General features: G+C 64.8%; 5 protein-coding genes. 4 read left to right on the forward strand and 1 reads right to left on the reverse strand.

Annotated elements, in window-relative coordinates; all coding sequences use genetic code 11:
- Positions 1 to 107 precede the first annotated feature (107 nt).
- A complete protein-coding gene (locus J2Y58_RS20605) occupies positions 108 to 383 on the forward strand; it encodes a hypothetical protein (RefSeq protein WP_310107298.1) in 276 nt (91 codons plus the stop codon).
- Here the strand turns inward: J2Y58_RS20605 and J2Y58_RS20610 are convergent.
- Positions 347 to 1,246, reverse strand: coding sequence for a lytic transglycosylase domain-containing protein (locus J2Y58_RS20610; RefSeq protein ID WP_310107300.1), 900 nt, complete (start codon positions 1,244 to 1,246; stop codon positions 347 to 349). The two genes, J2Y58_RS20605 and J2Y58_RS20610, sit on opposite strands and share 37 nt — an antisense overlap.
- Before the next feature lie 219 nt (positions 1,247 to 1,465).
- Between J2Y58_RS20610 and J2Y58_RS20615 the strand changes: the two genes are divergently transcribed.
- The 3 genes from J2Y58_RS20615 (at position 1,466) to J2Y58_RS20625 (ending at position 5,917) form a co-directional block, all read left to right on the forward strand.
- Positions 1,466 to 2,095 (forward strand): ParA family protein, encoded by a 630-nt coding sequence (locus J2Y58_RS20615; RefSeq protein ID WP_310107301.1) that lies wholly within the window; start codon positions 1,466 to 1,468, stop codon positions 2,093 to 2,095.
- A gap of 454 nt (positions 2,096 to 2,549) precedes the next feature.
- The gene (locus J2Y58_RS20620; protein ID WP_310107302.1) at positions 2,550 to 3,389 is read left to right on the forward strand and encodes a toprim domain-containing protein; all 840 of its coding nucleotides are present in this window, start codon (positions 2,550 to 2,552) and stop codon (positions 3,387 to 3,389) included.
- A 59-nt stretch (positions 3,390 to 3,448) separates the two neighbouring features.
- A complete protein-coding gene (locus J2Y58_RS20625) occupies positions 3,449 to 5,917 on the forward strand; it encodes a strawberry notch-like NTP hydrolase domain-containing protein (RefSeq protein ID WP_310107304.1) in 2,469 nt (822 codons plus the stop codon).
- Positions 5,918 to 6,029: the final 112 nt, after the last annotated feature.

Genomic DNA, 6,029 nt, shown 5'->3' on the forward strand with positions numbered 1-6,029 from the left:
CACGAAACTTAATATACTTTGCGGCAACGCTCAGGCCTTTGTTGACCATTTGTTCCGACTGCCGCTGTCCATATGACAAACCTTGAGGTGCCCCCTAGGTATTCAACATGCCGCAAGCGACACTACAGGCCTGGCTCTCGCTCTACGCCGCGGTCGGCGTCATGGTGGCGATGTGCGCGGTGTTTGCCGTCATCAAGACGGTGCACGACTACCGATCGGGAACGAGCCGGCTGCCGACCGCTTCAGCCATGGACAAGGTCCTGGTCATGCCGCGCATGTGGGTTCGCTGGCAGCTCAACTATCTGCTCGGCGCGCCGGCGATCCTGGGGATCGCGCTCTACTACGCTCACCACCTTGGGTTCGGGACACTCGTCGACGTATAGGCCAGCAGCTCGACCCCCCTGCCCGCTACTACGGGTTTGGGCGTGTCCACTGTCTGGATCGAGGCTGTCCTGAACGCCGCACTGCTCCAGCCTCGCGTGATCGCAGAGACGTAGTCGATGGTCTCTCGGATCTGCGGGATGCGACGCAAGGTCCGCACACGCCCCGGCCCCGCGTTATAGGCGGCGAGCGCGAGATCGACGCGCTTGAACTCGTCCAGATGCGTCCGAAGGTAACGCGCCCCTCCCCTCAGATTGGCGATCGGATCCCGCGAATCCAGGACACCAAGTCCCCGAGCGGTTCCAGGCATCAGCTGGGTCAAACCCACAGCCCCCTTGGGCGAAACGATGCCGGGATTATACTGGCTCTCTTGCGCAACCAGCGCGTCCAGCAACCCGGTCGGAACACCGGCCTCGCATGCGACGGCGGAGATCAGCGGGAAATATTGGGCACGGCGCGCTTCCAGCCACGTCGGCAGATCACCCCTCGGGCGGTAAGTCGTAAGCGCACAAGCCGACGAACTGTAGAGATAGGAGGTGAGCGGTGCGAGCGCCGGTGACAATCCACCAGGAAGCGCCCTCCCCGTCTGCATCCACAACGGCACCGGGATAGCCGACCGGCTGACGGGCGCTGTCGCATCGACGTACTGTGGCAAAGCGATGTTGTGGAAATCTGCCGCAAGCGCTTCGATCGGAAGCGCCTCGCTGGTCTCAGCCGGCACCGCGGCGACCACCCGTGGCTTGCCGACGTCGATGACGACGCCGTCGCCTGCGTCGCGAAACGGCACCAGCTCTGCACGCCTATCCGCCGCAAGGACCGCATGGCTTGCGACAAGCAGGGTTATGGCTGTTACTTCCTTCAACATCGTCGAGCCCTTTCGCGACGAAATTGCCAGTCTTGCCGTTCGTGAAAAGGTGGAAAAAAATTACCCTATCGGCCCAAAGGGAAACCAAAGCGTATAGCTAGCGGCAACCTAGCAGCGACCTAGCTGAAACCTATCGTCTTGATAGATTGTTAGATGGCTGCTATCTAGCGGCCAGACTGCGGCAAGCTACCAGCTTGTCAGCCTTCAACGGAGCCTTTCATGACAGCCGTCGTCGCCTTCGTGTCACAAAAAGGTGGAGTGGGGAAAAGTACCCTGTCACGAGCTTTGGCTAGAGAGGTCGCGGCAGGCGGACTGAGTGTTAAGATCGCTGATCTGGACACCCAACAAGGGACCTCGGTTGATTGGCACCGCGCACGTCTAGCTGCGCAAATCGAACCACGGGTATCCGTTGAGGCCTTCGGGACTGCCGGTCAGGCTCTCGCCGCGAGTGAGCGATTCGATCTCCTCATCATCGACGGACCTGCGCGAACAAGCCAAGCCACTCTTGAAATCGCAAGAGCCGCTAACCTTGTCGTGCAACCTACAGGGGCTTCTCTCGACGATCTCCGCCCCGGGGTTAGGGAGTTTCATGCCTTGGTCAAAGCTGGCATTCCGAACGAGCGCCTTGCGTTCGCCCTGAACCGGATCGGTACTGCCGCTGAAGAAAGCGATGCTCGAGACTTCCTTCACGACGCGGGGTACACCGTCCTTGACGGGTCCCTACTGGAACGCCCTGCATACCGGCTTGCACAGAACGGCGGAAGTTCGGTGACCGAGACGCGCTTTGCAGGTCTCAATGTCAAAGCCGACAAACTGATCCAGTCCCTTATCGACAAGGCAACCGCATAACATGGCAGATGTTTCTAAGCTGAAGCGTAGTCGCCTAGGCATACCCCCGTCCACAGATGAGGCAAGCGGTAACCTATCCGCTCCGGAGGTAGCTCCTGCCCGTCCCGTCACCGCCGATGCCACTGCTGTTTCGACCAAATATGACGCACGGTCAGCCCGTCGAACAAATCGCACGCAACAGTTTGCGACGCGGGTGACCCCGGAGTGGGATCACCGGATCCGGCAGATTGCTCAAGCGCAAGGAATGATGCTTACCGAAGTGCTAGAACTTGCTCTACTCGCATACGAGAAAGAAATAGCAGGTAGGTAGAAATAACCTATCAGCTAGCTAGCCGATAGCTATCATTTAACCTCACCCATCGATAGCTAGCGGCTACCTGACCGATAGGTAACCGATGGTTCCCGAGTTAATTGAAGGAGGAGGGGGTGTTGAGAGCATGAAAGGAGAGGGACGATGCCCCTTATCGCTCTCAGACCCACGCAGACGGTAGTCGATATCGTCGGCACACTTGGCGGCACATGGCGTGGCTATGTCGCGACCTGCCGCTGCCCCGCTCATGCCGACAGGGAACCCAGCCTGTCGATCCGCCAGGGCCATGATGGTATTCTGGTCCACTGCTTCGCCGGCTGCGACCCTGGCGATGTGCTGCGCGAGATCGGCCGATTGCGTCCCGGCGCGCACTACGACCCACCCGCGCCGTCGCGACCGCTCCGGCAGGCGAACGTCGAGCGGCTGTGGGACGAGGCGCTGCCGGTTGAGGGCACGATCGCGGAGGCGTACCTTCGCAGTCGTGGCCTTTCTTCAGACCTTCCCGACCTTCGCTACCATCCCCGCTGCCCCTGGGGTCCGAAACCGCTCACCCGCTTCCTGCCCGCGCTGCTGGTCGCCGCGCGCGAAGGCCGCACGCTCCGCGCCGTGCAGCGCATCTTCCTCGACAGGGCGAACGGCGGCTATCTCGCCAAGGTCATGATCGGCACGCCGGCCGGCGCGACCTGGCAGGGCGGCCGGGCAGGCGACACGCTGGCGCTGGGGGAGGGGTTCGAGACCTCGGCCGCCTTTACGCGGATCAACGACATACCGTGCTGGGCAGTGCTTGGCGCGGCCCGCCTCGATCGCGTCTTCATCCCGCCGGGCGTCACCACGCTGATCTTCGCCGAGGACAACGATCCCGAAGGCCGGCGCGCAGCGCGCAAGGCGTGGGGGGTCTATCGGCCCCGCGGACTGACGCTGCGCCGCATGCCGCCTCCGTCGCGCTTCGGCGACTGGGCCGACATGCTGAAACCCGGAGCCTGAAGGGGAGGGGGAGCAGGTACACGAGCTGCATCAGGCAGCCGGACCCGGAGACCAGCCCCATGACCGACCTGTTCGCGCTTCCGTCCGCCCTGGACGGCGCATCCACGATCGCTGCCCGCTCGATCCTGCCCATCCTCGCCGGTGACGGCAACGTGACCCGTAAGGATCTCAACACCGCGATGGTCGCAGCCCTCGGCGGATCGGACGCCGATGGCCGCTGGACCCAGCGCGACAGCTTCGAGATGCTCGAACATGCCATGGCCCTCCACCTGGCGGGACAGCCCCCGGTTCTCGAAGCGGCCAGTGACGTTCACGCCGCGCTCGCGCTGCTCGCCCGCCTGCCGACCCAGACCGTCCGCAGCGAGGATCAGGTCGACTGGCAGCAATTCTCGACGCCGATCGATATCGCGGCGGTCGCCGTCCTGCTTGCCGCGGCCACGCCGGACGACATCGTGCTCGAGCCCAGCGCCGGTAACGGCCTGCTCGTCGCGCAGCTTCCTGCCGTCGCCGCGCTTCACCTCAACGAGATCGACCCGGCACGTCGTGCCCGCCTCGCCGCGACCTTCAGGGCCGCGAGCATCACCGGCCATGACGGCGCCGCCATCGTCAGCACCATGGCTACGGCGCCTCGCCCGAGCCTCATCCTCATGAACCCACCGTTCTCGCGCTCGGTCGGCCGCGGCGCCGATGCGCTTGCCGCGGTACGCCATCTGCGCGCCGCCCTCCGGCGCCTGCGCCCGGGCGGGCGCGTGGTCGCGATCATGCCGGACTGGTTCACCAACTCCGCGCGTATGGGCGAGATCTGGTCCGCGACGCTTGCCGGCTACTCGCTGCGCACCTCGATCCGGCTCACCCACGGCTATGGCAAGCACGGCACCGGTGTCGCCGTCCGGCTCTACGTCATCGACAAGGCGGTGGGCGATACCACGACGGTCACCGTCCAGCGCCGTAACGTCGCCGAACTCCTCGACGCGCTGGTAATCCCCGCCAGGGCCGGTCTCGTCGAGGAAACCGCGGACCCGGCACCGGCAAAGCGGGGAGGGGGCCTCTCGCTCCTGCGCAGCGTCAAATCGCGCCCTGCCGCCAGTCCGCGCATCTTCCGCGCGCCCGTGCGTAACGAAGTGCTACCTGTCAGCTACCAGGCGCTCGGGACACCCGCGCCGCTCGCAGAGCAGGTCGGGGTCTACCTGCCGTACCGCCCGAGCCGCATCGTCTTCGACACCGCCGGCGAGCATCCGACGGCGCTGGTCGAGTCCGTGGCGATGGGCTCGATCCCGGCACCCATCCCCGCCCACATCCCGAACCTCCCCGAGCGCACCGTGTCGGAGCGGATGCTCTCCTCCTCGCAGCTCGAAACCGTCGTCTATGCCGGCCATGCCTGGACGCAGTTCACCCCCGGCACCTTCTCTCCCGACAAGGAAGGTGTCGGTCTCGTCATCGATGCCACTGGCCGGCCCTATCGCAAGGGCTTCTTTCTCGGTGACGGCACCGGCGCGGGCAAGGGCAGGCAGGTCGCAGCCGTTATCCTCGACAACTGGCTGAGCGGTCGCCGCAAGGCGATCTGGATCTCCAAGAACGAGGCTTTGCACGCCGATGCCATCCGCGACTGGTCGGCGCTCGGCGGCATGGCAGCCGACGTGCAGCCGCTTTCGCGCTGGAAGATCGATGAACCGATCTCGATGGCCGAGGGCGTGCTGTTCGTGACCTACCCGACGCTGCGCTCGGGGCGCGGCGACGCCACCCGGCTCGAGCAGATCATCGCCTGGGCCGGCGACGACTTCGAGGGCGTCATCGCCTTCGACGAGGCGCACGAGATGGGCGGTGTCGCGGGCGGGGAGGGGGCCATGGGCACCAAATCCGGATCGCAGCAGGGCATCGCGGGCGTGCTGCTCCAGAACCGCCTGCCCGATGCCCGCGTCCTCTACGCCTCCGCGACCGGCGCGTCCGAGGTCAACAATCTCGCCTACGCGGTCCGGCTCGGCCTGTGGGGGCCGGAAACCGCCTTCGCCGACCGCGAGGCGTTCATCTCGCAGATCCGCCAGGGCGGCATCGCCGCCATGGAGCTGGTCGCCCGCGACCTCAAGGCAACCGGGCTCTACACCGCGCGCGCCTTGAGCTTCGCCGGCGTCGAGTATGACATCCTGCGCCACGAGCTGACGCCTGATCAGATCGCGGTCTACGACAGCTACGCCGATGCCTGGGGGATCATCCATCGCAACATGGAAAAGGCGCTCGAACTCACCGGCGTCGTCGACGCGTTGGACGGGGGCACCAAAAACGCTGGCGCCAAGGCTGCGGCGCGCTCACGGTTTGAGAGCTGCAAGCAACGCTTCTTCGGGTCGCTGCTCCTGTCGTGCAAGCTGCCGACCGTGCTCGCCGCGGTACGCCAGCACCTCGACGCCGGTCAGTCGGTCGTGCTCCAGCTGGTCAGCACCGCCGAGGCGATCCTCAACAGGCGCCTGGGAGAGCTCTCACCCGACGAACGCGCCGACCTCGACATCGACCTCTCGCCGCGCGAGTATGTGTAATGTTGAGCTCAACATTACACGTATTCTTTGCAGTCGCAGTTTATGTCGAGCGTGGCGGCGGGAGGCGCAGGTTTTCTTCGGTTTTCCATGATTTCACTCCAGATAATTGCCT

Source organism: Sphingomonas sp. BE138, assembly GCF_031456125.1.
In the GTDB taxonomy this organism is placed as follows: domain Bacteria; phylum Pseudomonadota; class Alphaproteobacteria; order Sphingomonadales; family Sphingomonadaceae; genus Sphingomonas.